The sequence below is a fragment of the Streptomyces sp. V4I8 genome (assembly GCF_041261225.1).
Classification (GTDB): Bacteria; Actinomycetota; Actinomycetes; order Streptomycetales; family Streptomycetaceae; genus Streptomyces.
In genome coordinates this window covers 8114939-8141203 of sequence record NZ_JBGCCN010000001.1, presented here as the reverse complement: position 1 = coordinate 8141203, position 26265 = coordinate 8114939, and the positions used below count along the sequence as shown (strand labels likewise).

General features: G+C 70.0%; 23 protein-coding genes and 5 pseudogenes. 14 read left to right on the top strand and 14 right to left on the bottom strand.

The window, feature by feature from the left end:
* Nucleotides 1–43 precede the first annotated feature (43 nt).
* The 3 genes and pseudogenes from ABIE67_RS36920 (at nucleotide 44) to ABIE67_RS36910 (ending at nucleotide 2606) form a co-directional block, all read left to right on the top strand.
* Nucleotides 44–1204, top strand: a complete 1161-nt coding sequence (locus tag ABIE67_RS36920) for a magnesium and cobalt transport protein CorA (RefSeq protein WP_370265898.1) — start codon at nucleotides 44–46, stop codon at nucleotides 1202–1204.
* Nucleotides 1205–1540: 336 nt separating this feature from the next.
* Nucleotides 1541–1933, top strand: coding sequence for a hypothetical protein (locus tag ABIE67_RS36915; protein ID WP_370265897.1), 393 nt, complete (start codon nucleotides 1541–1543; stop codon nucleotides 1931–1933).
* Between the two features lie 5 nt (nucleotides 1934–1938).
* Nucleotides 1939–2606: pseudogene (locus ABIE67_RS36910) on the top strand (nucleotidyl transferase AbiEii/AbiGii toxin family protein).
* A gap of 107 nt (nucleotides 2607–2713) precedes the next feature.
* Here the strand turns inward: ABIE67_RS36910 and ABIE67_RS36905 are convergent.
* The 11 genes from ABIE67_RS36905 to ABIE67_RS36855 form a co-directional block, all read right to left on the bottom strand.
* Nucleotides 2714–2842, bottom strand: coding sequence for a hypothetical protein (locus ABIE67_RS36905; protein ID WP_307520488.1), 129 nt, complete (start codon nucleotides 2840–2842; stop codon nucleotides 2714–2716).
* A 407-nt stretch (nucleotides 2843–3249) separates the two neighbouring features.
* Complete coding sequence (locus tag ABIE67_RS36900; protein ID WP_370265895.1) at nucleotides 3250–4278, bottom strand: hypothetical protein; 1029 nt, start codon at nucleotides 4276–4278, stop codon at nucleotides 3250–3252.
* Between the two features lie 56 nt (nucleotides 4279–4334).
* A complete protein-coding gene (locus ABIE67_RS36895; protein ID WP_370265894.1) occupies nucleotides 4335–4595 on the bottom strand; it encodes a hypothetical protein in 261 nt (86 codons plus the stop codon).
* Nucleotides 4574–5503, bottom strand: a complete 930-nt coding sequence (locus ABIE67_RS36890) for a Bcr/CflA family efflux MFS transporter (protein WP_370265893.1) — start codon at nucleotides 5501–5503, stop codon at nucleotides 4574–4576. Before ABIE67_RS36890 ends, ABIE67_RS36895 begins: the two co-directional genes overlap by 22 nt.
* Nucleotides 5504–5639: 136 nt before the next feature.
* Entirely contained in the window at nucleotides 5640–6308 is a 669-nt protein-coding gene (locus tag ABIE67_RS36885; RefSeq protein ID WP_370265892.1) for a sigma-70 family RNA polymerase sigma factor, read from the bottom strand.
* 24 nt (nucleotides 6309–6332) lie between these two features.
* Nucleotides 6333–7919: an ATP-binding cassette domain-containing protein gene (locus tag ABIE67_RS36880; protein WP_370265891.1), complete on the bottom strand. Its 1587-nt coding sequence runs from the start codon at nucleotides 7917–7919 to the stop codon at nucleotides 6333–6335.
* Nucleotides 7919–9652 carry an ABC transporter ATP-binding protein/permease gene (locus tag ABIE67_RS36875; protein WP_370265890.1) on the bottom strand — a complete coding sequence of 578 codons (1734 nt, stop codon included), beginning with the start codon at nucleotides 9650–9652 and terminating at the stop codon, nucleotides 7919–7921. Before ABIE67_RS36875 ends, ABIE67_RS36880 begins: the two co-directional genes overlap by 1 nt.
* Nucleotides 9639–9869: a hypothetical protein gene (locus ABIE67_RS36870; RefSeq protein ID WP_370265888.1), complete on the bottom strand. Its 231-nt coding sequence runs from the start codon at nucleotides 9867–9869 to the stop codon at nucleotides 9639–9641. The genes ABIE67_RS36875 and ABIE67_RS36870 overlap by 14 nt, the downstream gene beginning before the upstream one ends.
* Entirely contained in the window at nucleotides 9866–10867 is a 1002-nt protein-coding gene (locus tag ABIE67_RS36865; RefSeq protein WP_370265887.1) for a cytochrome d ubiquinol oxidase subunit II, read from the bottom strand. The genes ABIE67_RS36870 and ABIE67_RS36865 overlap by 4 nt, the downstream gene beginning before the upstream one ends.
* Nucleotides 10864–12282, bottom strand: coding sequence for a cytochrome ubiquinol oxidase subunit I (locus ABIE67_RS36860; RefSeq protein WP_370265886.1), 1419 nt, complete (start codon nucleotides 12280–12282; stop codon nucleotides 10864–10866). The genes ABIE67_RS36865 and ABIE67_RS36860 overlap by 4 nt, the downstream gene beginning before the upstream one ends.
* A 36-nt stretch (nucleotides 12283–12318) precedes the next feature.
* Entirely contained in the window at nucleotides 12319–13797 is a 1479-nt protein-coding gene (locus ABIE67_RS36855) for an MFS transporter (protein WP_370265885.1), read from the bottom strand.
* 101 nt (nucleotides 13798–13898) lie between these two features.
* Here ABIE67_RS36855 and ABIE67_RS36850 point away from each other — a divergent pair, with 101 nt between their 5' ends.
* Entirely contained in the window at nucleotides 13899–14408 is a 510-nt protein-coding gene (locus ABIE67_RS36850) for a MarR family winged helix-turn-helix transcriptional regulator (protein ID WP_370269312.1), read from the top strand.
* A gap of 251 nt (nucleotides 14409–14659) precedes the next feature.
* A pseudogene (locus tag ABIE67_RS36845) lies at nucleotides 14660–14887 on the top strand (CorA family divalent cation transporter); the annotation flags it as partial.
* A gap of 890 nt (nucleotides 14888–15777) precedes the next feature.
* On the opposite strand, the pseudogene ABIE67_RS36840 reads toward ABIE67_RS36845, so the two are convergent.
* A pseudogene (locus tag ABIE67_RS36840) lies at nucleotides 15778–16092 on the bottom strand (MBL fold metallo-hydrolase); the annotation flags it as partial.
* Here ABIE67_RS36840 and ABIE67_RS36835 point away from each other — a divergent pair.
* From ABIE67_RS36835 to ABIE67_RS36795, 9 genes and pseudogenes are all read left to right on the top strand, one after another.
* Nucleotides 16072–16323: pseudogene (locus ABIE67_RS36835) on the top strand (ATP-binding cassette domain-containing protein); the annotation flags it as partial. The pseudogenes ABIE67_RS36840 and ABIE67_RS36835 overlap by 21 nt on opposite strands.
* Nucleotides 16324–16334: 11 nt before the next feature.
* Nucleotides 16335–16991 (top strand): sensor histidine kinase, encoded by a 657-nt coding sequence (locus tag ABIE67_RS36830; RefSeq protein WP_370265884.1) that lies wholly within the window; start codon nucleotides 16335–16337, stop codon nucleotides 16989–16991.
* Nucleotides 16988–17657, top strand: a pseudogene (locus ABIE67_RS36825) (response regulator). The gene ABIE67_RS36830 and the pseudogene ABIE67_RS36825 overlap by 4 nt, the downstream one beginning before the upstream one ends.
* Before the next feature lie 448 nt (nucleotides 17658–18105).
* Nucleotides 18106–18987: a ThiF family adenylyltransferase gene (locus ABIE67_RS36820; protein WP_370265883.1), complete on the top strand. Its 882-nt coding sequence runs from the start codon at nucleotides 18106–18108 to the stop codon at nucleotides 18985–18987.
* Nucleotides 18981–19928 carry a hypothetical protein gene (locus tag ABIE67_RS36815; protein ID WP_370265882.1) on the top strand — a complete coding sequence of 316 codons (948 nt, stop codon included), beginning with the start codon at nucleotides 18981–18983 and terminating at the stop codon, nucleotides 19926–19928. Before ABIE67_RS36820 ends, ABIE67_RS36815 begins: the two co-directional genes overlap by 7 nt.
* A 124-nt stretch (nucleotides 19929–20052) precedes the next feature.
* The gene (locus ABIE67_RS36810; RefSeq protein ID WP_370265881.1) at nucleotides 20053–21483 is read left to right on the top strand and encodes an MFS transporter; all 1431 of its coding nucleotides are present in this window, start codon (nucleotides 20053–20055) and stop codon (nucleotides 21481–21483) included.
* Between the two features lie 273 nt (nucleotides 21484–21756).
* A complete protein-coding gene (locus ABIE67_RS36805; RefSeq protein ID WP_370265880.1) occupies nucleotides 21757–22470 on the top strand; it encodes an ArsR/SmtB family transcription factor in 714 nt (237 codons plus the stop codon).
* A gap of 134 nt (nucleotides 22471–22604) precedes the next feature.
* Nucleotides 22605–22889: a hypothetical protein gene (locus ABIE67_RS36800; RefSeq protein ID WP_370265879.1), complete on the top strand. Its 285-nt coding sequence runs from the start codon at nucleotides 22605–22607 to the stop codon at nucleotides 22887–22889.
* The gene (locus ABIE67_RS36795) at nucleotides 22886–23122 is read left to right on the top strand and encodes a hypothetical protein (protein ID WP_370265878.1); all 237 of its coding nucleotides are present in this window, start codon (nucleotides 22886–22888) and stop codon (nucleotides 23120–23122) included. Before ABIE67_RS36800 ends, ABIE67_RS36795 begins: the two co-directional genes overlap by 4 nt.
* A 38-nt stretch (nucleotides 23123–23160) precedes the next feature.
* Here the strand turns inward: ABIE67_RS36795 and ABIE67_RS36790 are convergent, their stop codons facing one another.
* Both ABIE67_RS36790 and ABIE67_RS36785 read right to left on the bottom strand, forming a co-directional pair.
* Entirely contained in the window at nucleotides 23161–24582 is a 1422-nt protein-coding gene (locus ABIE67_RS36790; protein ID WP_370265877.1) for an alpha/beta hydrolase, read from the bottom strand.
* 121 nt (nucleotides 24583–24703) lie between these two features.
* Nucleotides 24704–26200 carry a flavin-containing monooxygenase gene (locus ABIE67_RS36785; RefSeq protein WP_370265876.1) on the bottom strand — a complete coding sequence of 499 codons (1497 nt, stop codon included), beginning with the start codon at nucleotides 26198–26200 and terminating at the stop codon, nucleotides 24704–24706.
* Nucleotides 26201–26265: the final 65 nt, after the last annotated feature.

Below are 26265 nucleotides of genomic sequence, written 5' to 3'. Positions count from 1 at the left end.
CACACGCACACGCACTCGTCGTCTCGATCGGGAGGCAGCCGCGATGTCCGAGCGACGCGCCCGCCCCGCCTCGAAGAATTCCATGAAGTCCGTCTGGCGCCGAGCCCTCACTCCGCCGCAGCCACCGGAGCCACCGGCCCCGGCACCTCCGGCGCGCCCCGCGGCCGCCGATTCCGTCGAGGTGGCGAGCGTCGTGGAGTCGGCGCTGTACCAGGACGGCGTCCGGGTCTCCTCCCCCGCCGCCCTCGCCGAGACCTTCCGCGAGCTGCGTGACCAGCCGTCCGGCATGGCCTGGATCGGCCTGGCCCGCCCCACTGAAGCCGAACTCCTCTCCCTGGCCGCCGAGTTCGACCTGCACCCCCTCGCGGTGGAGGACGCGATGGAGGCCCACCAGCGGCCCAAGCTGGAGCGCTACGGCGACACCCTCTTCGTGGTCCTGCGTGCCGCCCGCTACCTGGACGCGCCCGAGGAGGTCGACTTCGGCGAACTGCACGTGTTCGTCGGCCCCGACTTCGTGATCACGGTCCGCCACGGCGCGGCCCCCGACCTGTCGGCGGTGCGCCGACGCATGGAGGAGAGCCCGGAACTGCTCAAACTCGGCCCGGAGGCGGTGCTCTACGCGATACTGGACGCGGTGGTCGACGGCTACGAGCCGGTCGTGGTGGGCGTCCAGAACGACATCGACGAGATCGAGACCGAGGTCTTCCGCGGCGACCCCGAGGTCTCCCGCCGTATCTACGAACTCTCCCGCGAAATGGTCGAGTTCCAGCGCGCCACCCGCCCGCTGGTCGGCATGCTGCACGGCCTCATGGCCGGCTTCTCCAAATACGGCACGGACGAGGAACTGCAGCGCTACCTCCGCGACGTGGCCGACCACGTCACCCACACCAGCGAACGCGTCGACGGCTTCCGCCAGGCCCTCACGGAGATCCTCACGGTCAACGCCACGCTGGTCACGCAGCAACAGAACGCGGAGATGCGGGCGTTGGCGGAGGCGGGGTTCGAGCAGAACGAGGAGATCAAGAAGATCTCGTCGTGGGCGGCGATTCTCTTCGCTCCCACACTCGTCGGGACCATCTACGGCATGAACTTCGCGAACATGCCGGAGTTGGGCTGGAGCTTCGGATACCCCTTCGCGATCGGGCTAATGGGGGTCGTTTGCGTCAGTTTGTACGTGATTTTCAAGCGGCGGGACTGGCTCTGAACCGATCTCGCCGAGCCCAGTTCTTCTGCGACCTTTGCTCTCGCACCGGTCACGGAACGGGTCGGAATCAGCCCTGGGGAGTCCCTGGGGAGAAGTGATGCGAGGGATCTCGTCTACCTGCCTCAGTTGAGCCCCTGACCAGGTCTTTTACCCTTCTGATGGCGCTGGGGAGAATCAGCCGACGACACAGGCCCTGCACCGGCAACTTCGTCGCCGCCCCGTTCCGCACCACGCGTCTCGCCGGTGTCCGTTGCTGCATCCGCAGCGGACAACAGACAGTGACATTGGCTCCATGGACGGAGCCACAAGCCCCCTGCCCTGTGCGGCCGCCATGGCATGGCCTCCTACCCGCACCACACCGGCCCCGGGCCGAGGAACCTCTCGGGCGCAGACGCCGAGGATCTCGCGCTGTACCGGGAGAAGTTCCGGCGCCGTCTGCCGGAGTCGCTGGACGAGCTACACGGGCCGACCGACGGTGTCGTGGAGCTGCCGCTGCACCTGGCATGGTCCGGGATGACCTCGTACGACCTGGGCAAACCTCGCCAGCGCATGGGCCTGTACCGCACCGTCCTGCATGAGGGCCTGCACGACGACCTGCCCCACTACCTCAACCGGGATCTGCTCCTCGAGCTGTGGCCCGTGTTGCGCACCCTCGCCGGTCGCACCGTGCGCACTGTGTGGGAGGACACCTTCCCCGAACTCGCCTCCCGCACCCGGGCAGCCGCGTGACAGGCATGCCGGAGCTGCACACGCGGCTACTCGCGGATGTGATCGCTCTCGGCTCGCCGTACCCCTTGGTCCTCACCGGCGGGTATGCCGTGAGGGCGCACCGCCTCGTGAACCGACCCAGCCAGGACCTGGACGTCGCCACCGAGAACCCGGCGCTCATGGCCGACATCGCAGCCGCGCTCTGAGTGGCCTGACAGCCCGGGGCTGGAAGGTGCAGGCGCTGGAGACCGCCCCGCTGCCCGCTCGCTTCACCGTGACGGACCCCGCCACCGGGCAGGAGTGCGAAGTCGACATCCTCAAAGAGATCTTCTGACGACCCATCACCCAGAGCCCGTATGGGCCCGTCCTCGCCGAGGAGGACGTGATCGGGACCAAGGTCCGTGCCCTCGCCGACCGCGGAGCACCCCGCGACCTGATCGACGTGTTCGCAGCCTCCCACCGCTGGAGCAATGCCGAGCTCGAAGAGTTCGGCCGCCGCCACGCCCGCGGCCGCTTCGAGCGCGAGGACCTCCAGGCGAACCTCACCGGTGCCGAGTGGACCGACGACGAAGCCTTCACCGTCTACGGCCTCGACGATGCCACCATCACCGCTCTGCGCACCTGGGCCGTGGAGTGGGCCGACGACCTCGCGAGCCGCTTCCTCGAAGAGCTCGGTGACCCCGACATCGACTGAACACAGCCAGGCGAGACCGCATCTGTCAGGCCGCGAGTATGCAAGCAGCACACGTGACGACACAGGACCCGGGCCTCTGAGGAGGTCCGGGTTCCTGCGAGGCAATGTCATGCGGTGGCATTGTGCGCCAGCGCACGGGCCTTGGCCGCCCAGTCCCCCATCCTCGTGATGGCGGAGGTCAGTTGCTTCACCGCGGCGGAGATCTCCTTCACCGGCTTGCGGAGGTGCCGGCTCACCCGGCGCACTGCGGCAGTTCGTACGGGAGTCTCCGCAACGACAGCGGCAAGAGGGCGCACCACACCACGAAGGGGCGCTCAGCGCTGTCTCCGTGGTGAGGGCGATGCGGGCCTCGCCGTCAGACTCTACGAAAGTCGGGGCAGCTCACTGAGGTCAGAGCCGGTTTCCCGGCGCTACTCTCCCTTTGGAACGCTGGTTGCCCGCGGGTCCTGTCGAGCCGTGCGAGGCCGACAGTGCGTAGACGGCGCGGGGCCGACTCGCCGGCCGCGGTCCGGGATGTGTCAACGCCCTGGCCGCTGCCGCCGGGGCTCCGGCCGGGCGAGCGGCGTGGTGGGGCGCCCGCCCGGCCGGCCTCATCACGCGTGCACGGCCGGCCATGGGATCGATCGCCCCACGGCCGTGACCGTCATCGTTCGATCGCCTCGCGCGCCAGCAGGGTCAGCAGGGCGTCGTCGGCGTAGGCGCCGTTCCACACCGCGGTGAAGCGCTCGATCCTGCCCCACGGGTCTAGTTCGATACCGGTGATGCCTCGGGGAACCGGGCTGTTGACCGCGGTCCATTCGTACCCCCCTCCGACATCGTTGCCGAGCACGTGCCGTACGCCGGTGCCCGCGCCGACGTACGGCAGTACCGAGCCGGCCTTCGTCAGGTACGCGTGGATGCTCGCCTTGCTGGTGATCTGGATGTGCGCCGGCACGTCCTCGAAGACGGCGTCGGACGAGAAGAGATCCATCGCTGAAGCGATGTCACTCCTGCGCAGGGCGTCCGCCAGGTCGGCGGCGACTCGGCGCATCAGCGGTGAGGCGGTTTCTCCGACCGTGGACTCCCGGAAATCGGTCGGCCACTGATTCGGCGGCTCCTGCTCCTGCCGCCAACTGGACACACCGAACTGCCTGGAGTCCCAGTAGTCGACCCAACGCTCGATCTTTCCCTGGCGGTTGAAGTTGACCGCTCCCGCGTTGCGCACCTGGCCGGGGCCGAACATGCCGGGGGTGTCGGTGAAGAAGAGGATCGCGCTCGTCGTGTCCCCCAGGATCCGTGTGGGATACGACTTACTGTCCTTCGGCCACTTGGGATAGAACGTCGCGAGTCCGTCGTGCAGGTCCTGCCAGGTGTACCAGTGCCACCCGAGGATCGCGTCGATGTAGGTGGTCTGCCGGTGCGAGAAGTAGGACGACTGCCATGCGAGGTTGCGGTCGCTCTTCGCCTGGTAATAGCCGCGGATGTGCGCGGCGAGGGCACTGGTGGCGTGGGAGGTGTCGGGGAGGACGTCAACTCCCGCAACGTACTGGGAGCCGCCGCGTGCCCGCGTGTCGGCCCAGGCGGCGGGTGCGGGAAGCAGTGACGCCGCAGCGGCGGCCGTCCCTCCGATGGCCGCGGCTCGCAGCAGTTGGCGTCGTGTCGAACCCCCGGTGGGTTCCGTTCCTTGGTTCATGCCAGACCTCGATTCGAGAAAATACGGATGGCCTCATAACTATAGCTCCATAATTATTATGCGCCCATAATCATGTCTCGTCCTGACGGAGTGACAGCCCGCGGGCGGGCAAGGACGACGAGGGCCGGGGCTGCCAGAGCGGCGGACACGAGCATGATCAGGGACATCGGCAGCGAACTGGTCTCGCCGAAAAGACCCACCACAGGAGAGGCGATCGCGCCGAAGAGGAACAGCAGCCCTCCGAGCAGGGCGGACGCCGCTCCGGGCGCGGCGCGGCCCAGGTCCTGTCCGAGGGTCATGGTGGCCGGCAGGAGCATGCCGATCCCCCACAGCACGACGAACAAAGGCAGATCCAGCTCGCGGCGAAGCGGTCTCCCAGGGCCATAGTGAGCAGGACTTGGGTGAGGGTCCCCGCGAGACACACGGCAACCGCCGCGGTCAGCAGGGTGTTCACGCTCACCCGGAGACTCAGTCTGCTGAAGAGGGCTCCGGCCAACAGCATGCCGATCGCGTTCACGGCGAAGATGAGCGAGTACACGGCCGGGGAGGTGCCGTGGATGCGCTCGAAGACGAAGCTGGAGCCGCTGATGTAGGAGAACAGCGCGGCTGAGGCCGAGCCGAGTACCAGGGCGCAGCCCATGAACGGCCGGTTGCGCGTCAGGTGGCCCATCGCGTCGAACGTCCCCCCGAGGCCGCCCCTTTGGCGACGTTCCGGTGGAAGGGACTCGGGCACCTTCACCAGCACCGCGACGAGCAGGAGTATCCCGGCCAGGCAGAGGGCACCGAAGACGACCCGCCAGGAGGACACGGACAGGATCGCCCCTCCGATGACGGGGGCGGCGACGGGGGCCACGCTCATGATCTGGGAGAGCAGAGCGAAGTGGCGGGGCACCTCAGGGCCGTGGAAACGATCGGTGATCACTGCACGAGCGAGGACCATGCCGGCGGCACCGGCGAATCCCAGCAGGAATCGGGCGGCGATGAGCGTGCCGATCCCGGGAGCGAACGCGCAGGCCAGGGCTACGAGGGCGAATCCGGCGCAGCCGCCGATCAGCAGCCCCCGCCGGCCGAGACTGTCGCTGACGGGCCCGATGACGATCTGGCCGACGACCACGCCGGCCAGGAAAGCCGTGAGCGTCAGCTGAATTGCGGAGCTGGTGGTGTGCAACGTGCGGCTTATCGCCGGGAAGCCGGGTATGTACATGTCGATGGCCAGCGGGCCCACGGCCGTCAGGCAGGCGAGAACCGCGAGAAGACCCCGCTCACGCCCGACCGGCTGAGGCGCGGCAAGGGGATGGCTTCCGGCTGGGCGGCCCCGGACGGGAAACCCGTGACGCTGCGATGGCGGATCTTCCGGATTGTCACGCGTGGCCACATCGCTTCCGCTCACCGCTCCCGAAGCGGCCCGCCGGGACGATCCTGTGCTCGCGGGCGTAGCCCTCCAGCAGCGAGCGCAACTGCCTGCGCCCCCGGTGCAGTCGGGACAGCACCGTGCCTACGGGGGTCCGCATGATGTCTGCGATCTCCTGAACGGTGAAGCCCTCGACGTCGAAGAGGTACACGACGATCCGGAAGTCCTCACGGATGGCGTGCAGTGCCGCTTCGACGTCCGCGTCGGGCAGGTGGTCGAGCGCCTCGGATTCGGCCGTACGCAGGCCCGTGGACGTGTGCGACTCGACACGGGCCAGCCGCCAGTCCGCCACCTCCGCCGTGCCGTCGTACTGCGGCCGACGCCGCTGGCTGCGGCGGGAGTTGAGGAAGGTGGTGGTGAGGATGCGGTACAGCCATGCCTTGAGATTCGTGCCCTCGCGGAACTGGTGGAACGAGGTGTAGGCCCTGGCGTACGTCTCCTGGACGAGGTCCTCGGCGTCGGCCGGATGGCCGGTCATGCGCAGGGCGGCCGAGTAGAGCCGGTCGAGAAACTTCAGGGCCGGTTCGAAGCGGGCCTGGAGCTCCGCCTCGGCCTGTGTCGCGTCCGGCCGCGCGCTACGGGGCCCGGTGAGCACGTCGCGGGGTTGTGCTGTGGTCATGGTGCCTCCTGGGAGGTGCGGAACTTACGGTCCCCTGTGGTCGAGCGGCAGCTGCGTCACGTGCCCGGACAGCTCGAGACTCGCCGGTACGTCGTGCAGGGCGAGGACGACGGTGGTGTCGGGCAGGTTCTGGAGGATGCCGAGTACGTGTCGGGCGGTTCGCTCGTCCAGGCCCGTGGTCGGTTCGTCGACGATCAGGACGTACGGGTGGCGGGCCAGGGCCCGGCCCAGGTAGACCCGGCGGAGCTCCCCGCCCGAGAGCTGTCTCCCGCCGGGGCCGACGGGGGTTGTGACGGTCAGTCCGCTGTCGTTCAGCCGCAGTTGGGCGAGGCGTTCGTCGATCTCGTCGTCGGTCAGAGCGGTGTCGGCGAGGCGCCAGTTGGATCCGAGTGTGCCGGTGAAGAGGTGGTCGTCTGCGGCGACGGCCACGACAGCGGGTCGGCCGCCGCGGCCTTCGGTCGCTTGCCGGAGCGACGAGGCGAGGGCTCGGAGCAGAGTGCTCTTGCCGCTGCCGGAGCGGCCGGTGACGACGAGCATCGCGCCCCGGGGCACGGTGGCGCCGAGGACACGCCCGGGCCGGAGGGCCATCGGCGGAAGAGGGTAGTCGGCGAAGCCGATGCCGTGCTCGGTGGACCATGACCGTATCTCCGGAACGGCGGTGTCGCTCGCGCTGTTCGGCGCGCTTGCCGTGAGCCTGCGGTGTGCGGCCTTCGCGGTGGCTCGGGCTTCGGTGGCGGTCGCCAGTTGCTCGGCCTGGGCCAGCACGCCGAGGGACAGCAGGGCGACGAACACGAACGTGGGGGCGTCCGGTGCGCTGCCGGTCCCGATGGCGGCCGTGGCGGTCAGCGTGGCCGTGCCGATCAGGCCGTTGACCAGCCTGGTCCGGTACCTGCGCCGACCGGCCGCTTCCCGTGCGGCGTCGAGTCGGGTGAACCTCGCCGTCGTACGCGCCGCAAGCTGCTCGGCGGCGCCGAGCGATGCCAGCTCCGTCCATGCGTCGACAGCGGTGACGAGTTCGGCGCGCAGCGCCTTGCGGGTGTGCTGCTCGGCTTCGCGTGCGGTGCCGGGCGTACGGTGGGCGATCACCGCCATGACGACGACACCGGCCGCGAGTACGGCTGCCGGCACGATGGACGTGGACACCTCTACGGCGAGGACGGCAGCGACGGTCAGCGCGGCGGTGACGGCGACGGGGGTTGTGCACTCGATCAGCGCCATCCCGGCGCTGTCGGCGTCGGCCATGCTGCGGTCGAGCAGTTCACCCGACCACAGGCCGTCCGCCTGTGCCCGGTCGGCGCCTGCGGCACGGTCGAACAGACCGGCCCGAGCGGTGGCGACCCGGCGCAGAGCGGCGGCGTGCAGGACCAGACGCTTGCTGTAGTTGCCGGCGACGCGGGCCAGGGCGAACGCGCGCACACCGCCGCTGGGGGCGATGTAGGAGAACGAGCTGAAGGTGGCCGCCCCGGCGACGGCGCAGGCGCTGATGAACCAGCCCGAGAGCCCGAGCAGTCCGACGGAGGACAGTTCGGCGACGACCGCGAGCACCAACCCGCCCGCCGCAAGGGAACGCGCCCTCCCACCACGGTTGTTCGGGCTACGGCTGCTGCTCATCACGCGTTCACCGGCCTCGCGTCGTGCAGGAGGCCGTCGTCGATCGCGAGCACGGTGTCGGCCGCTGCGGCCAGCGGGAAGGAGTGGGTGGCGACGATGACCGTGCAGCCGTCGGTGGCCCGCCGCAGGGCCTCGACGACCTCGCGTTCACTGTCCGCGTCGAGGTGGGCGGTCGGCTCGTCGAGCAGCCAGAGCCGGGCTCCGCGCAGAAAGGCGCGGGCTACGGCGATCCGGCGGGCCTCACCGGTCGACACACCCCAACCGCCCTCACCTAGACGGGTGTTCAGTCCCTCGGGGAGACCTTCGATCACGGCGCTGAGCCCGGCGGCTTCGACGGCTCTGCGGATCTGCTGCTCGGTGGCATCCGGGCGGCCGAGGCGGATGTTGTCGCGGACGGTCGCGTCGAGCAGCACGGTCTGCTGTCCGACCCAGGCGCATCCGCCGAGTACCGGCGCCTGCCGTACGGACGAGGTCTGCCACCGGACCGAGCCGGCCGACGCCCGGCGCAAGCCGGCGATCAGCGACAGCAGCGTGCTCTTCCCGGAACCGGAGGCACCGGTGATCGCCGTCCAGCTGCCCGGTGCGAACTCGGCGTCCGCGTTGACGGTGTCGTGGTCGGCGCCGCTGTGGCGGAACCGGACCGCTGTCAGCGACACACCGACCGGGTCGGTCAGCGGCGGACGGGCCGCCGGGATCACCTCAGTGGGGGTGTCCTCGACGATGCCGTGGATGGCGCCGGACGCAACCATCGCGCGTTCCCGCAGATGGAAGGCTGAGGCCCTGGCCCGCATCGGGGCGAAGTACATCGGACAGACGAGCAGCACCAGCAGACCGGTGAAGAGCGTGAGGTGCGGGGCGTGCGGCACCTGCATATAGCCGAGCAGCGACAGGCCGATGTACGTGGCGTTCACCGCTATGGAGAACGTAATGACGACGTCCATGATCATCCCGGACAGGAAGGCCCGGCGCAGCACGCTCATCGTCGCCTTGTTCAGCTGCTCGGCGGCCGTGGCCAGGGTTCGGCCGCGTCGGCCGACCGCGCCGAGCTCGCGCAGGGTCCGCATGCCGCGGAAGCTGTCGAGGACGACGGCGTTCAGGTGCCGGGTCGCGGCCGACTGCCGGTCCGCGCCGTCCTGCGCGAACAGGCCCGCCAGGCGCATGTTGAGGGGCAGCAGCGCGGTGGTCAGGACGAGCACGATCGCAGCCGGCCAGTGCACCGCGGCCGTGACCGCCAGTACGGCGAGCATGGACAGCGGTGCCGACCGGCGCAGGGGCACGGTCTGCGCGTGGAAGTCGGCGACGTCGTCGGCCAGGTCGACCATCGCCCACGCGGCCTCGGCCGGGCCGGTCTCGCTGATCCGCCCGACGGTCGGCAGCAGAGCGCCCGTCAACTGCCGCCGCAGTCCGGCCGCGACGGCACGTGCGCCCCGCTCGGCGAGCGTGCCCGCCGCCCAGTCGGCGCCCACCGCCAGCACGCTCATGACGGCGAAGGCCACCAGGCCCCACGTCTGGTGCGCCCTGGCCCGGTCCATCGCTGCCTGGGCCGTCCATGCCAGGGCGCCCCAGCGGGTGATCGTGAACAGCGTCTCCAGTGTCCGGAGGGTGCCCGACAGGCGGAACCAGTGCCGTCCCGGCGCGGCGCATACGGTGAGCAACGCGTCGTCGTCCTGCGGCTTTCCGGCGGCGCCCGGCTCACTCGGCCCCTTCATCCCGTACATCTCATTCGTCGTCATGAGGGCGCCGCTCGTCGACGATCCATGCGATGCCACCGGTCAGAGCGATGGCGATCATGCCCAGGGTGGTCAGCAGGTGCGAGTGGATCTGCGCGTAGCCACCGAACATCCCCTGGCAGACGAAGTAGGCGAACAGACCCAGCACGGTCCAGACGACCGCGGCGAGCAGGCGCAGCACGAGACGGAACGGCGTGGGGAGCGAGCTTCGGGTGGTCATGAGTGCGCTCCTGCGGTGTCGTGCTTTCCGGCGAAGGCCCGGTGGGCGAACACGTTGTAGGCCAGCACCGGTGGCATGTTCAGGCCGATGCCCACCAGGATGAACACCATCGTGGAGTGCGGGCCGGCCGCGCTGTCGACGGTGAGACCCGGCGGTAGGAGCACCGGGTAGCGGGCGACGCCGAGGGCGAGGAACACGGACACCGTGGCGATCACGAGCCCGCCGAGCGGCAGGGTGTCCGCCGCCCCGGACTGCCGCTTCCAGGGAAACGTGACGAGTGAGGTGGCCGCTCCCCCGGCGGCGAACAGCAGCAGGACGGCGAACGCGAAGGCGCGCCCCGGGCTGTCGAGGTTCAGCGGTGCCGCGGTGGTGTCGACAGTGACGAGGACGAGAACCAGCAGCACTCCCCCGGCCACCGTGGCGACCACACCTCGCCGTCCCGCCGACTCTCGCAGCGACCCGGACGACTTGTGCTTGGTGTAGGCGTAGCCGAGAGCGGTGTACGCGGCCGTGACAGTGAGCCCTGACAGCACGCAGAACCAGCTGAAGGCCCCGAAGGCCGACCCGGTGTAGACGTCACCGCGCAGATGTACTGCCGAGGTCAGGGTCCCCAGGGCGAAGCCCTGTGCGAACGCGGCCAGCAGCGACGCCACGCCGAAGGCGTTGGTCCAGTGGGGAGCGGGCGGCGTCTGGGACGCCATCTCGACACTCACGCCGCGCACGACGAGGGAGAAGAGCAGCACGGTCATCGGCAGGTAGGCGTGCGGCAGGAGTGTGCCGAAGGCCAGGGGGAAGCCCGCCCAGAGCGCGACGCCGAGCAGGATGAGCCAGGTCTCGTTGCCGTCCCAGCCCACCGCGACGGACTCCAGCATGTGCCGCCGGTGTGCGGGGTCGCGTTCGAAGAGGGTGGCGACGCCGACTCCGAGGTCGTAGCCGTCGAGCACGACGTACATCAGGAGACAGACGAGGACGGTCGCCGCCCAGAGGGTGGTGGTCATCGCGCCGCCACCTCCCGGGAGCCGATCTGTACGGGAAGCTCCTGGGGTACGCCGTCCCTGGCAAGGCCGGTGTCCGGCAGGTTCTCCGGTGGAGTTTCCCGCCCGGGGTCGTGGCGTTCCGGGCCGATGCGCATGGTGCGGACGATGTAGGCGACGTAGGCGACCAGCATGATCAGGTAGAGCGCGGAGAAGCCGATCACCGAGAACAGGACTTCGCCGGGTGCCAGGTGGGACACCGCGGCCGAGGTGCGGAGCTGCCCGAACACGATCCACGGCTGCCGTCCCGCTTCGGCGGTGACCCAGCCTCCGAGGATGGCCAGGATCCCCACCGGTGTCGTCCAGAGGACGAACCGGTGGAAGCGACGCGCGGTCCACAGGCGGTTGCGCATACGCAGGACCGTGGCGGCGAACGCCGTGCCGAACATCAGCACGGCCGCCAGGAACATGACGCGAAACCCCCAGAAGGTCGCGGCCATGTCGGGCCGGTCGGCTGCCGGTGTGAGCTTCAGGCCGGGCATGGCCGTCTTGCAGGTCAGGTCCTTGGCGATGTAGCTGCCGAGGCAGGGGATGTCGAGCTCGGCGATGTTCCGCGCGGCTTGCTGGTCCGGAATGGAGAACAGGACGAACCCGGTGTCGCCGTTGTCCCAGTTGCCTTCGATCGCCTCCAACTTGGAAAGCTGGTAGGGCAGTTCGTGCCCGGCCACACTGTCGCCGAGGTAGAGCTGAACGGGCATCAGCAGCGCGGCGATCCCGAGCGCGATCGACATCGAGCGGCGGGCGAAGCCCTTCGCGCGCCCCTTGACCAGGTACCAGGCCGAGATCCCGGCGACAAAGAAGCTCGCCGAGATCAGTACGGCGGCCAGCATGTGCGGCCAGCGCCAGATGAACGACGGGTTGAAGATGACGCGCATCCAGTCCGTGGGCTCGAACTGGCCGTGGACGACCTTGAATCCGGCGGGTGTCTGCATCCACGAGTTCGCCGCGATGATCCACGTGGACGACAGGACGGTGCCGACCGACACCATCACGGTGGACACGAACATCGTGCCCTTGCGGACGCGGCCGTCGCCGTAGAGCAGGACTCCGATGAAGCCTGCCTCGACGAAGAAGGCGGTCACGACCTCCATGCCGATGATCGGCCCGATGATGGGGCCCGTCTTCGCGCCGTACACGCCCCAGTTGAGGCCCATCTGGAAGGTGATGACGGCGCCGGCGACCACACCGATCGCGAAGCCGACGGCGAAGATGCGCCGCCAGAACCGGAACATCTGCAGGTAGACGGCCCTGCCGGTACGCCAGTACAGGCCGTAGACGACCGCCAGGAAGATCGACAGGCCGACGGTGATCGCCGGGAAGGTCATGTGGAACATGACGGTGATGACGAACTGCCATCGCGACAAGTCGAGAAGACTCATCACTGCTCCCTTACGAGAGGTTCGAGAGGGGCGGGTTCAGGCGTCGACGACGGGAGTGGCGGCCGACGTGGACTTGGTGAAGCGCGGCAGGGCGGCGGCACCGACCGCGAGGAGGGCGACGATGCCCATCTGCACGTACTCGACTCCGGCGAACGCGTGGGCGACGTTGTGCGGTGCCAGGGCCAGATAGAGGGTGCCGAGGGTGGCCACACCGAGAGCCAGTCCGCTCTGCTGCAGGGTGATCAGTACGCCGCTGCCGATGCCGGCCAGGTGCGTGGGGACGTCGGCGAGCACGCTGCGGAACAGGCCGGCGAACAGGATCGACTGTCCGGCACCGACCAGGGCGAGTGGTACGGCCATGGACCGCAGGCTGACGTGCGGCCAGTTCGCCAGCAGGATCGCCACCAGCGAGACCAGTCCGGCGAGTTGGACGACGGCGCCGGCGGACAGCGCCGCCCGGCCGAACCGTGTGATCAGGCGGGGCGCGACCAGGGAGCCGGCGAAGAAGAGCAGGGCCATCGGCAGGATCGCCAGGCCGCTGTGCAGGGCGTCGGCGTGCAGGCCGTTCTGGACGGTGAGGGCGAAGACGAACATGAAGGCGCCGAAGCCGATGCTGAAGGCGAAGACCATGACCAGGCCGCGGGACATCGACGGCAGGCGCAGCAGGGACGGCGGCAGCAACGGGACCTCGCCGCGCCGCTCGGTGCGCTTCTCGACGACGTAGGTGGCGGCGCCCAGGACGACCGCGACGGCGAGCAGCAGCCAGGTCCACCAGGGCCAGCCCAGGGAGTGGCCCTCGGTCAGCGGGACCAGCAGGGCGGTCAGGGTGGCGGCGAACAGCACGGTGCCGGGCAGGTCGATGCCGACCGGGTGGTGCGAGCGGGTGTCCGGCACGATGCGTGCCGCCACGATCAGCACCACCAACCCGATGGGCACGTTGACCAGGAAGATCGGCCGCCAGGAGGTGCCGGCCACATCGGCGCTGACCAGCAGACCGCCCACCAGCTGGCCGACCACGGCGGCTATTCCGGAGGTGGCGCCGTACAGGGCGACGGCTCGGGACTTGCGCTCTCCTTCGAGGACGTGGTGGAAGGTCGCCAGCACCTGGGGGATGAGGAGGGCGGCGGTGGCGCCCTGGACGATGCGGGCCGCGATCAGCGCCCCCACGCCCGGGGCGACGCCGCAGGCCAAGGAGGCCAGCACGAAGCCCACGAGCGCCCCGAGGAAGATGCGCCGACGGCCGAAGCGGTCGCCAAGACGGCCACCGAGGACCAGCAGGGTCGCGTACGCGACGCCGTACCCGGCGATCACCAGCTCCAGCGACGACGCCGAGGCGTGCAGCGAGGCGTCGATGCTGGGCAGGGCCACGTTGGTGATGAAGAAGTCCATGATCGGCAGGAACGCTCCGGCCAGCAGGATGAACACCCCGACCGGGTGGAGCCCGCCGGCGCGGGCCGCGGCATGGGGCGAGAGCGCGGTCGCCCCGGCCTGCCGGGAGGAAGTGGTTGTCGTCATGACAGCTCCCAGAGAGTAAATGTTATGTGTTCATAACTATGAGCACATAAGGAGTATGCCCCTATCACCACTTGGCGGCAACCCCGTACCCTGGAGCCGTGATGGAGGACCAAGCGCACCAGACAGGCACGACCGCAGGACCGGACCACGACCTGCGGTGGGCCGAGCTGGCCGACCTCGTGCTGATCATCAGCCGCGAGATCCAGTTCCGCGGCTACACCGACGAGCGGGCCGTCCCGCTGTCACCGTCCGAGGGCATGGTGATGCGTCACCTGCAGCGCGAGCCCGCCGCCCCGCCCAGCCGCATCGCCACCGCGACCGGGCTGCAGCGCACCAACCTCTCCACCGTCCTGGGCGGGCTGGAGCGCAAGGGCCTGGTCGAGCGAAGCGCCGACCCGGGAGACGGCCGCGGGGTCACCGTCCACACCACCGAACGCGGACGCACCAACTACGCCCTCGTCCGCCGGGAATGGGCCGCGGCCGTCTCCGCGGCCGCCGGTCACGACGCCACACACCTCGACGCCACCCTCGCTCTGCTCACGGCCGTGGAAACCGGCCTGGCCAGGAACCGGCCCCGGACCCGCGCCGGACGTCCGACGTCAGGAACCTGACCGTCCGACGCCACCGACGCCCGTGGCCTGACTGTCGCGAGTCGCAACAGAAGTCACTGATCGTTACCCCTGCAACCCGTCAGACGAGCCTGCACATCACGTCACAGGCGCCCTGACCGCCAGCCCCTCCTGGGGAGAATCCGGGGAGCACGATTCGCCCTGGGGAGCGCGTGGGGAGAATCGGCTGCGTAACCCGGCACGCTCTTGAAAGACGCTGAAAGAGGTGTCCGCACAGGTCAGAGACAGTTTCAACCGTGTTGCCACAGGTCAGCGCCACCAGGTGGACAGACAACTTCAAGAAGATCTCTTCGTGGGCGGCGATTCTATTTGCTCCCACGCTCGTGGGAACTATTTACGGCATGAACTTTGAGCACATGCCGGAGTTGGGCTGGACCTTCGGATACCCCTTCGCGATCGGCTTGATGGGGGTAGTCTGCGCAAGTTTGTACGTAATTTTCAAGCGGCGGGACTGGCTCTAGGCTCCCGTCACCACGCTCAGGTCTTTGTCGCGCTTCGCTCTCGCATCTCTCACGGATCGGGCCAGAAACGGCTGTGGGTAGCCTCCGGGGAGAAGCGATGCGGGTGATTTCCTCGACCTGCTTCCGGCAAGCCTCTGACCAGGTCTTTTGGGAATCGATGAACGCCGGGGAGCATCCGGGGAGAAGGGTGGCAGCCACGCGTCGCGCAACGAGCCCGGCTGGCTTCCTGTCCGGCGCTTGCGACAGCGCCCGCCACTCCTGCGGGGCATCACGGACCGTGACGCCGAGGCACCTACCCTCCGCGTTCAGCTGGGCCGCTTGTCATCCCGGACGGCCCGAAGTCGTACCGTCCGGCACGGCACGGGAACGCGCTTGCTTCCAGCTTGAACCTGCGGCGATAGCTCAAGTCCTTCCCCTGAAAGGACATCCCGCTTCAGGGACACGCTCGGAGCATCGGCCACGGCCACTCATGGATCAAGCCCAACGCAAGGGGATCGGCCCGCGAATTACGCTCCCGATTCGGCGTTTCGTCCCAGCCGCTGCTGCGTCAGCTCTCGTCGACCATGCCTTCGACCTGGCCCCTACCGGATCCGATGCTCGCCAAACCCACCTCTGATCCCGCCCTTCCCTCGGATCATGCGGCGGAGCCCGAGCGGGACGGCTACCAGGCACTCGTGGGCCGTTGGGCCGAAGCCGCGTGCTGATCCACTCCCGCGCCAGTGGTGACCCGACCGGGGCCTTTCCCGAGATCGTTGCCACTGCGCGGGCCTCTCCGGGGTTCGCCGTGTTCCTGCGGCGACGAAACTCAAGCGGTGCAGCTCAGTGGCAGCGATTGGAACTCCAACCGTTGCCACAGGTGTTGTGGAATCACTGGTGAGAGTGACATTTCCTCAGTAGCCGCGGTCGACGGTCCACTCCCACAGGTGGGGCGCTTCGGTTCCGATGGTGGTGCTGATGCCGTGCCCGGTGCGCACGACGGTCTCCGGCGGGAGGGAGAACAGTTCGGCGCGGATCGAGCGGATGATCGTGGGAAAGCTGGAGAATGACCGTCCGGTGGCGCCGGGGCCGCCCTGGAAGAGGGTGTCGCCGGTGAAGACGGTGTCCAGGGCAGGGGCGTAGAGGCAGATGGCGCCCGGCGCGTGGCCCGGGGTGTGCAGCACAGTCAGCTCGATGCCCGCGACGTCCAGGCCAAGTCCGTCCACCCCGGCCGCAGCGCGTTCAACCACCTGATGGCGCTCGCGTACACCCATGGCATTCCGCGCCGCCGGGTGGACGAGGTCATCGAGCTGGCCGGACTGACCAGCGTGGCCGGCAAGTGCGTCGGGGCGTTCTCGCTGGGCATGGGCCAGCGGCTCGGCATCGCCTCGGCCCTCCTCGGCGACCCGGCGATCGTCCTGCTCGACGAACCGGTCAACGGCCTCGACCCGGAGGGCGTGTCGCGCGCGAGATGCACGACATCGTCGGCCCCAATCTCTCGGTCATGGTCAGTGTGGCCGACGGCGCCGCGACCCTCGCCGCCAACCGGGGCGAGCGGTCCGCCGAGGCCCTGCGCATCCTCGGCGACACCGGCCGCCAGGCCATGAGTGAACTGCGCCGGGTGCTGGGCGTCCTGCGCGAGGAGCGGGACGACGTGCGCATGCACAGCCCGCAGCCGGGGATCGGTGATCTGGATCCCTTGCTGACGCGGGTACGCGCAGCCGGTGTGGCGGTGACCTATCGGACCGTCGGCGACCTCGGCTCACTGGGCAGCGGCGTGCAGCTCACCGTCTATCGCATCGTGCAGGAAGCCCTGACCAACACGCTCAAGCACGCGGGCCCCGGCTCCACGGCCGAAGTCACCGTGGCGGCCGAGGCCGGCAAGGTGCGGATCGGGGTCGCCGACACCGGAACACCGCCGGGGACGCCCGTACGAACGCGGCCGGAAGGGCGTACCGGCTCAGGCGACGCCGGGCACGGCCTGGTCGGCATCCGCCAGCGCGCCGCCATGTACGGCGGCGCCGTCAACATCGGACCTCGCGGGACCGGACACGGCTGGCTCGTGGACGTCGTCCTGGACGTACCCTCCGCACCCGCCCCGTCGGCATCAGGAGACCACCTGCCATGACCACCGTACTCATCGCCGACGACCAGCCCCTCCAGCGCATGGGCGTGCGCATGCTCCTGGAGGGCACGCCCGGCCTGGAGCCGGTCGGCTAGGCCGAGCACGGCGCCGAGGCCGTCCGCATGGCCGCCGAACTCCGCCCCGACGTCGTCCTCATGGACATCCGCATGCCCGGCATGGACGGCATCGAGGCCACCCGCCGCATCATCGCCACCCGCGGCCGCACCCGCGTCCTCATCGTCACCACCTTCGACCTCGACGAGTACGCCTACGACGGCCTGCGCGCCGGCGCCAGCGGCTTCCTGCTCAAGGACGCCCGCCCCGAGGAACTCGTCGCGGGCATCCGCGCGGTCGCCACCGGCGACGCCGTCGTGGCCCCCCCGGCTGACCCGCCGACTGCTGGACGCCTACGCCCACCAGGTCCTGGCCCCCGCCGACGCAACGGCCCCGCAGGACCCCCGGCTCCAAACCCTCAGCGACCGCGAACGCGAGGTCCTGGTCGCCATCGGCCAGGGCTGGACGAACGCGGAGATCGCCGGACGGTTCGTCCTCACCGAGTCCACGGTGAAGAAGCACGTCGGACGGGTCCTCGCCAAGATCGGGGCCCGCGACCGCATCCAGGCCGTGATCATGGCCTACGACGCCGGGCTGGTCAGGGCCAAGTCGTAACCGTGGCGTTCAGCAACTCACCCACGGGCGGGCAGAACCAAGCGGAACGTGCACCCAGCCCTGGTCCCTGGTCCGCGACTTCGATCACGCAGATCGACATGCCCTCGGCCGGCGGAGGTGAGGCGAGTAGTAGCTGTTGCCCAGATGGGCTACGGCCACCAGTGGTGGCTGCCGGACGGCGAGCGCGGCGAGTTCAGCGCGATCGGGCTCTACAACGGCGCACCGGACTGACCTTCCCGAGGGACGTGACCCTCCGTCGGCGTCGGCCTCCACGGACGGTCCGTCGGCCGATGCGGACGCCCATGGCACTTGACGCCCATGGCACTTGACGCCCATGACACTTCGGGCCGCGTCGAAGCCACCGGCTCCTAGCGTGGGAGACGTTCCGGGGCGCGGCGCCTCGCCGTGAGGTGCCGCCCCGACGTCCGGAGAGAACCGGGAGGTTGTCATGGCAGACCGTCAGCGCCTAGTCGCCGAACGGACCGACGAGGACTACTACTGGGAGCGGGTCAAGCGGAATCTCGGCTGGCTCGGCGACACCGAGGAGGAGCAGCGCGAGCGACAGCTGAGGTTACGCAACGCGACGATCGGTGTGGCCGGCGTGGGTGGCATCGGAGGTGCCACGGCTGAACGGCTCGTCCGCATGGGTGTGCGGAACCTGAAGGTGGCGGACCCGGACACGTTCGAAGTGTCCAACATCAACAGGCAGTTCGGCGCGACCATCGGCAACGTCGGGCGCAACAAGGCCGAGGCCGTCGCCGAACTCGTCCACGACACCACACGCGACGTGAACATCGACGTCTTCCCCGAGGGCATCTGTGAGGAGACCGTCGACGAGTTCTTCGAGGGCTGCGACTACGTACTCGACAAGATCGAGCTGTACGAGATCGACGCCCGCTACACCCTCCACCAGGCGTTCCGGCGTTCCGAACAGTGCCGGTTCATGATGCTGACGCCGGTCTTCGGGCATCGCACGTTCTTCTTCAAGTGGACGAAGGACTCGATGACCGCCGAGGACTACTTCGGTGTACCGCAGCACGAGCCGATGAACGAGAAGAACGCACGTCAGCTCATCAGCCGCTTCATACCGGAGATGCCCGACTACCCGAGTCGGGAGATGCTCGACGAGTGGTTCATCCACAAGCAGGAGTGCCCGATCTTCGCCGGCACCCCGCCTCTCGCCCAGGGCATGCTCGCCTCCCGGCTCGGCCAGGCGATCACCGGCCTGGACCAGTTGCCGGGCGCTGTACCGCTGCCCGTCACGCCGGGCTACTCCATGATCGACACCCAGATGTGGACCATGAAGACGGTGGAGGGCGAGTGGTGGTGAAGACACTGACGTCGCCCCCGCGTCACGCGGCCAGTCTGGCGGAGTGGACGGAGGCCGACTACGAGGCCCTCTTCGACCGGGCGACCTGGCTGGAGTCACAGCCCCGGGACGTCGTCGCGCGGATGGCGCCCGGGCTGCTGGTGGGCACCGCGTTCTACCAGAACAGCACCCGCACCCGGCTCAGTTTCGAGGCCGCGGCGCACCGGATCGGCGGCTCCGCCATCGGCTTCGCCGACGTCACGACCACCCGGGCCGGGGACTTCTACCGGGAGTCGTTGGACGACACCGTACGGGTGCTCGGCTCCTACGTCGACGTACTGGTCCTGCGGCACACCGACGACGACGCGGCTGAACAGGCGCTCCAGGTCAGTCCGGTGCCGGTGATCAGCGCCGGTACGGGCGACCGGGAACACCCCACTCAGGTGATGCTGGATCTGTGGACCATCCGGCAGGAGTTGGGGACACTCCACGGCACGACCATCGGCTACCTCGGTGATCCGGGCTGCCGTGTCGCCCGCTCCCTGGTGTACGCGCTGAGCGCCTTCGGCGCCGCGGGGTTGGTGTTCCTCACACCCGACGGGGCGACGCTGCCGCAGGACGTGGCGGACCTCATCGACGAGACCGGTCTGTCCCGGCGTCACGTGGAGACCAGCGAGGAGTTGCTACGGCTCTCCGACGCGGTGTGCGCGATCCCGTTCGAGCTGTCCGACTTCCATCAGGGCGCGGTGCGCGACCACGGACGCGGCGCGGTACTCGATGAGCGGTTCGTCCTCAGTTCCCGGCTGCTGCGCACCGTAGGGGCGGATGTACCCGTCACCCACACGGGTCCGCTTGGGCCCGAACTGCCGCCGGAAACCGATGAGTTGGCGAACACCCACTACTTCGACGGAGTCGGCCGAGGGGTGACGCTGCGCGCCGCCCTGCTGTCCGGGCTGGCCTGAGGCCGTCGCACCACGGCTCGGGACGCGGACCGGCTCCGTGTCCCGGGCCGTGGTGCGTGCCGGTCCGCGACGCGCGGTCACGCTTCGCTCCGCACCGAAACACATCGGAGTAACGATGGAAACCATGAAGACAACGTCCTCCGCACCTGGCCAGGAACATCCGGGTCGCTCCCCGGCGCCCGAGGGCATGCGACGCACCCTCGTGCTGCTCGTGATGTGTGTCGGCATGTTTCTCGTGCAACTCGACGTGACGGTCGTCAACGTGGCCCTCCCGAGCATCGGCCACGACCTGGGCGGAGGGCTGTCCGGACTGCAATGGGTGGTGGACGCCTACAGCGTGGCGCTCGCCGCGTTCCTGCTGGCCGGCGGAGCGCTCGGGGACCGCCTGGGGCACCGGCGCGTGGTCGTCGTAGGACTCGGGCTGTTCGGGCTGGCCTCCCTGCTGTGCGCCCTGGCCCCCGCCGCGGGCGCTCTCATCGGCGCTCGCGCGCTCCAGGGTGTCGGCGCGGCGCTGCTGCTGCCCGGCACCCTCGCCGTCGTCCAACGCACCTTCCCCGACCGTGCGGAACAGGCCCGCGCTCTCGGCATCTGGGCCGGGGTGTCGGCCCTGGCCCTGCCGGCAGGGCCGTTGCTGGGCGGATTCCTGGTGACCGCCACCGGCTGGCGCGCGGTCTTCTGGCTGAACGTCCCGCTGGTGGCGGTGGCCGCCCTGGTCACCCTGCGGCTCGTGCCGGGCGGTGGCGGCACGCCGGAGCACCGGATGGACCTGCCCGGAGCCGCGCTCGCCGCGGCGGCCCTCGGCTCCATCGTGTACTGCGCGGTCGCGGCGGGAGGCGGCGCCTCCGCGATGACCGTCGCGGTGGCGGCGCTGCTCTCGGTCGCGCTGCTGGCCGGGTTCATCTGGCGGGAACGGGTGGCGGCGGCGCCGATGGTGCCGCTGGAGCTGTTCCGTCGCCGGGCGTTCTCCGGCGCGAACACGGTGGCCGCCGCGATGAACTTCACCGGTATCGGCGCGGTGTTCGTGGTGACCCTGTACCTCCAGGGGGTGCAGCACCGCAGTGCCTTCCAGGCGGGCCTGATGATGCTGCCTCTGTTCGTGCCGCTCGCTGCCGGCGCGCCCCTCACCGGACGTCTGGTCGCCCGCTTCGGGCCGCGCCCCCCGATGCTCGCCGGGTTGCTGCTCGGCGTGGCGGGCGCGCTCTCCCTGCTCGCGGTAACCCCCGGCAGCGGCTACCTGGTCCTGGTTCCGGTCCTCGTCGGCCTGGGCGCCGGCATGGGGCTGCTGACCGCCGCGGTCGTGGCGGCGGCGCTGCGGGCCGGTCCCGACGACCGGCCGGGCCTGTCCTCCGGGGTCAACAACACCGCCCGGCAGGCCGCCGGGGCCCTGGGCATCGCGGTGCTCGGCTCATTGGTCGGCGACCCGGCCGCGTCCGGGAGCTTCCTCACCGGGCTCCACCGGGTGGGGCTGCTCTGCGCCCTGCTGTGGGCGGCGGCCGCACTGCTGACCGTGGTGACCATCCCCCGGCAGGGAGTGGAGGAGGCCTCGGCACACTGATCCGGAGGGGCGCCCAATGCCGACGTTCCTCTCCCCCGCATCGAAGGGCCCGCCGGACGCCAGGTGTCCGGCGGGCCCTTGCGTATCGAACGAGCAAAGGGCCGCAAACGCCCGCCCAAGCCCTCCTCAAGAATCGGAAACCCCTTGGGCCCGCAGCGTGCTCACCACTCCGGCGTGGTAGGCGCTTTCTGACCGAGTAACACCTTGAAGTACGAACGGTTTCCGGGCTGTTTCCCGCCCTCCGTTCACGGGAGAGACCAAGGAGTGGAGCGCGTGCGTGACTTCGCCGGCGACGCCAACTTCGTAGATCCGGCCGCCCTGATGGCTGATCCGACCAGAGCCCGGATCCTGCTCTCCCTCCTGGACCGGCAGTCCCTGGCCATGTCGGAACTGGCGGTCGAGGCCGGGGTCGCCCAGTCCACGATGAGCGCTCACCTGGCCCGGCTCGTCGACGGCGATCTGCTCACCGTTCGCAGCGAAGGACGGCATCGCTACTACAGCCTCGCCTCCGCCGACGTGGCCACGGCCCTGGAGTGCCTGGCCCGGCTGTCGCCACCCTTCCGGCCGAACTCGCTGCGCTCATACCGCCGTTCCTGTTCCCTGAAGGTCGCCCGCACGTGCTACGACCACGCGGCGGGCGACCTGGGCGTCACCGTCATGGAGGGGTTACTGGACCGTGGTGCGATAGCCCGGACGGGCAGAGGACCCACGGCCTACCGGGTCACCCTGGCCGGTCAGGAGATGCTCGGCGCCATCAAGGTCCACGACGTCGGCGGCTCGTCGGCCACGGTCCGCCACTGCGTCGACTGGACGAGCGACAAGCACCACCTCGCGGGTCGGGTCGGGGCGGCCATCCTCTCCGCGTTCCTGGCCAAGGGCTGGGTGACCCAGAAGCGCGACAGCCGGATCCTGGTGGTCGGCAGCGAGGGAAAGCGCGACATCGCCCGCTGGTTGGGGATGGCGCCCGAAAGACTGACCTCCTCATGAGCGCGGCCCTCACGGGCGTGCCGCACGTCTCCCCCACCGGACTGCGACTCTGCTGCGGGGCAGGCGGAGATCTGCTGTGACTTCGCTCCCGCCACGCGCTGCTCGCCCCGGTCACCTTCCGGGCCACCGTACGGATGGGGCGGCACGGTCGGCCCGGCCGTGATCGCCGTACCGCTGCTGCTGAAGCTGCTGCCCGAGTCGCCCGGCGTGCTGCCGGCGCGCGGCGTCGGGACACGGCCGACGCGGTCACCGACCGCTACGGGCTGCCCCGGCCCACCGCCGTCGCCGCCCCGGCCGCCGGTGCGGCGGGCCGGGCAGCCGCCGTACGCGAACTCTTCCGCCCCGAGTCGCGCTGGTCGACCCCGCTGCTGTGGCCGGCCTGGCCTCCTTCAGCGGCCAGCTCCTCGTATACGGCGTGAGCACCCGGCTGCCGCGGATGATGCGCGCCGAGGGCTACGGCTTGAACTCCTCCGTCAGCTTCCTCATGGTCATCAACGCGGGCGGCGTCATCGGCCTGCTTCGCCCTCGCAGGGGTCGTCGGCGCGGTCGCGATCTCCCTCGTACCGCTCGCCCGGCGGATCGGCCGCGGCGACTCCCCGGCCCGGCACCCGCCGCGGCGGCCACCGTCGGCGCGGGCACCTCGGACGGCTGACGCGCGGGCGCCGACAAGGGGGCCGCACAGCTCGACCGTCAGCGGTCGGTGGGGTGTCCCGGGCGGTCGCGGCCGACCGTCAGCCGGGCCGGGCGGTACGGAACGTACGCCGCGCCGTCCAGGCCGAGTTCGGTGGCGGACCGCTGGAGGGCTGCCGGAGTCGCCGCGTCGTCCCAGCGGCCGGTGTCGACGCGGTGTTCGAGAGCGTGCAGGGCGGCCACGGTCTCGGCGGTGGTGAACGCGCAGTGGCCCTGCCGCTCGACGTACGCCTGCCGCAGCAGCGCGCCGTCGCCGGAGGCGCGCACGCGGGCGGCGAAGCGGTTCTCCTGCTCCACCGGGACCAGGTTGTCGGCGGTGGTGTGGATGTTGAGCAGAGGCACCTCAAGTCCCTGGCCCGCGGAGGACGTTCGCCGGGCGGTGCGGACGGCGTCGGGGTCGGCGGTGATCGTGGCGCCCTCGGTCAGGGTGCGCAGGTCGGCGCGCAGGTCGAGGCCGGCCGCCCGGTAGAGGGCGCGAACCTGCGGTGCGTGTGCGGAACCGGCGAGCAGACGGGCGTAATCCACGCCCCGGTTCCAGGAGTTGTTGCCGCCGACGGACCGCTCGACGGCGTACCGGCCGCCCTCGACGAACGACAGGATGCCCTGCGCGAACCAGTCGTACTGCTGCTCCTGCTGCTCCGCCCAGTCGGTCGGGGCGGGCCGGTCCTTTCCGGGCGACCACGCGGGCAGGTTGAGGAAGGCGGCGGCCAGGGCGATCCGGGCGCGGCCCTGCGGGGTGCTCTGGGCGGCGGTGACCGCCTTGGTGAGCAGGTCGGCGGTGGCGGACGCCTCGGCGGAGATGTCGAACCGCACGAGTTTCACGTCCTGTCCGGGCAGCAGCAGGCGGGCGATCGTGTACTCGGCGTCCAGCTGGTAGTTGTCCAGATCCGTGCCGCCCGCGACCAGACCGCACTGGCCGAGCGCGCCGTCGATGCGCCCGCCGCCGTCCCGGGCCAGCTGCGCGTTGACCAGCCCGCCCATCGAGTTGCCGATGGCCAGTGTGCGCCTGGGCTCGCCGATCTTCGCGGTGACGGCGTCGAGCGTGGCGAACTGGTCGCGCTCGGCGCTGTTCAGGGCCCACATCGAGCCATGGGGGTCGTACGACGAGCCGGCCATCGCGTAGCCCTCGGCGAGCAACTTTGTGCGTACGGCCTCGGTGGGGGCGTTCCTGGCGACGAGGGGGCCGAAGCCGTGGCTGAACAGCAGCAGGGTGCCGTTCCAGCGCTCGGGGACGTCCGCGATCCAGGTGGCGCCGTCCGGCAGGGTGCCGGTGAGGTGCGTCGGGGCCGGGGTGTCCGCCTGGGCAGCCGGCGAGGGGAGCGTGGTGAGCGCCGCGGAGGCCAGCGTGACCAGGGCGACGAGGGCGATGCGGAGGCGAGTGCGGGCTATGCGGGGAGGGTGGGGGCTGGTGGGGGACGGCATGGCGACGGCTCCTCGGGGGTGTGGGGCGGGGGCCGAGCAGATGCTCAGTGCACTGAGCGAGGGCATCGAGAATCTAGGGCAGATTTCTAACGCTCGTCAACGTAGTGCACAACCTCCGGCGTCACTCGGGCGAGGCGCCGCCCCGCGCCGGTCGAGTCAGGCCCGCGTAGCGGTGGGCGACTCCGCCGGGAAGCAGGTATTCGGCCAGGAGGTTGCGGGCGCGGCGGGACGGCAACCCCATGTCGTGCAGGAGTTCGTCGGCGCAGTGGATGTCGTAGGGACCGAAGTCGTAGCCGCCGGAGCCCGGCAGGACCTGTTCCTGCCAGGCCAGGCGGGCGTCGATGGCTTCCCGCATCTCCTGCTCGCCCGGGGTGGTGCGCAGCGTCGCCCGGAAGTGGCGGGTCAGCCAGTGGGCGGTGAGTTCCATGCCCATGATGTTGTTGAAGACCTGCCGGAAACCCACGAACGCCAGCCGGTCGGCGTCGGGGGGCACGATGCCTCGGTAGAGCCGCAGCCGCCCGGCGGAGTCGTGCACCGGCACTCGCGGGTCCAGGAACGGGAAGACCTTGTGGTGCCCCGTGGCGAACACGATGACGTCCGCGGCCACTTCCCCGCCGGTCGCCAGTCGCAGTCCCTTGTCGGTGTACGCCTCGACAGCGCTGACCTCGGTGGCGATCAGGCCGCGTCGGACGGCCCGCACATAGCCGCGTGGCATCACTCCCGCGTGGGCCAGGTGGAAGGGGAGCCGTCGAGCGGGCCGCAGGTGCTTCGGCAGTCGGTAGAGCCCGGTGGAGAACAGCATGTCGCGGGTGATGACCCACCACAGAGCGCGCTTGGCCCGCTCGTCGATACGGTCGATCGGACGGACGCAGGCCGGATCGTGGTAACGGGGCAGGAGTGCCTCGCCGAACCGGGTGAACAGGATCCACTTGTAGCCGACCAGACCGAGCAGGAGCCGCTCGGGGACCATCCAGTTCACCTTGCGCTGCACGAGGGTGGCCGAGGTCGCCTCGCGTGCGGCGCGGGTGATCAGGTCCAGCGCGGACTTGCCGCCGCCCACGACGACCACGCGCCGGCCGGTGAAGGTGCCGGCGCGCACCTCGTTGGAGTGCAGCACGGTCCCCTGGAACGACTCACGCCCGGGCAACTCCGGCAGGTGGGCATGGTGATGAGCCCCGCTGGCGACGACGACGTAGTCGAATCGTTCGCGCTGCACCTCCGCCGCCGTCTTCTCCCCGGCGGGCAGGTTCACCCCGGCGGGCCGGGAGTCGATCCACCAGCCGGAGGCGCCCAGCCGCCCGGGCCCCTCCACCGGCCGGACGGAGACCACCTCCGTGCCGGTCCGCACGCGGTCCAGCACACCGAAGGTCCGGGCGTAGTGCTCCAGATAGCGTTGCGTGTCCACCGCGCCAGCGAAGTGCAGGCGGTTGGGCAGGTCCGCGAATTCGAAGAGGCGGCGACTGGCCTGGTTGGCCAGCCCGTCGTAGCAGCCTTCCGCTGACCAGGTTCCGCCTACCTGCTGGAACCTGTCGATGACGGCGACGTCGAAGCCGTTCTCCAACAGCACCTTGGCGCTGACGATTCCCCCGGGGCCGGCCCCGACCACACACACCCTCATCAGCTGTCACTCTCCTCGGGAGATCGGCCCAGCCGGTTCACTCATCATCCCCGCCCCCGGCGACC